This is a genomic window from Micromonospora sp. HNM0581 (genome assembly GCF_012726175.1).
Classification (GTDB): domain Bacteria; phylum Actinomycetota; class Actinomycetes; order Mycobacteriales; family Micromonosporaceae; genus Micromonospora.
This window is the reverse complement of the sequence record NZ_JAASAD010000060.1, coordinates 1-1,229: the sequence shown is the minus strand read 5'-3', so window position 1 is coordinate 1,229 and position 1,229 is coordinate 1. Positions and strand designations below refer to the sequence as shown.

The window sequence follows — 1,229 nt, the reverse complement described above, 5'->3', positions numbered from 1 at the left end:
TGGAAGGCGTAGGTGGGTAGGTCGACCTGCCGCCCGCCCGGATGGATGGCCGCCCAGTCCAGGTCGACACCACTGATCCACGCCCGCGCCATCCCAGTGGCGTACGCCTCCACCTGATCACGGTCACGACGCTGCAACGCGACCGCGACCGTGTCGTCGACACACTCGGCGACCATCGCGGTCAACACACTGTCCGGACCGATCTCCACGAACCGGGTCACCCCCAGCCCGGACAGAGTGCTCACCGCGTCGACGAACCGCACCGTACCCCGCACCTGCCCCTGCCAGTACGCCACCGAACCCAACTGCTCGTCAGAAGCCACCCCACCAGTCACCGTCGACACCAACGGAACACCCGCCGGATTCGCCGCCACCTGCTCCAACACACGACCGTAATCAACCAACATCGGATCCATCAGACGCGAATGAAACGCATGAGACACCCGCAACCGACGCGTCTTCACCCCCAACGACGCCTCCAACACCGCAACCTGCTCCTCAGTACCGGACACCACCACAGACCGAGGACCATTCACCGCAGCCACATCCACACCACCGAGATCCACCTCGTCCACCGACGCGGCCACAGCGAGCATCACCCCACCCACCGGCAACGCCTCCATCAACCCACCCCGCGCCGCCACCACCCGACACGCGTCCGACAACGACCACACCCCAGACACATACGCCGCCACCACCTCACCCACCGAATGACCCACCACAAAATCCGGCCGCAAACCCCACGACTCCGCCAACCGGAACAACGCCACCTCAAACGCAAACAACGCCGGCTGCGTCCACCCCGTCCGATCCAACACACCACCCGAATCGGTAAACATCACCTCCCGAAGATCACCACCCAACAACGACCCAAAAACAGCACACACCTCCCCCAACGCCGCCCCGAACACCGGAAACCCATCAGCCAACTCCCGCCCCATCCCCACCCACTGCGCACCCTGACCCGTAAAAAGCACCGCAGTCCGACCCGAAACCACCCGACCCGACACACCCCCACCACCGGCCACCGCCCCCAAACCAGCAGCAAGATCCACACCCGACCGACCCACGACCACACCCCGGTGCTCCAACGCCGCCCGACCCACACCAAGAGAAAAACCGACATCCACCGGACGCTCGTCGGTCAGAAAGTTCCGCAGCCGATCCGCCTGAAAAGGCAGACCCGTGCTCGACCGAGCAGACAACGGCCACAGCACCACCGACGGCTC

Annotated in this window: 1 protein-coding gene; it reads right to left on the bottom strand. The window is 65.0% G+C overall.

Going from position 1 to position 1,229, the window contains the following annotated elements:
* A partial coding sequence (locus tag HCA58_RS23075) for an acyltransferase domain-containing protein (protein ID WP_240956614.1) occupies positions 1 to 941 on the bottom strand: 941 nt, incomplete at its 3' end.
* Between the last annotated feature and the right edge of the window lie 288 nt (positions 942 to 1,229).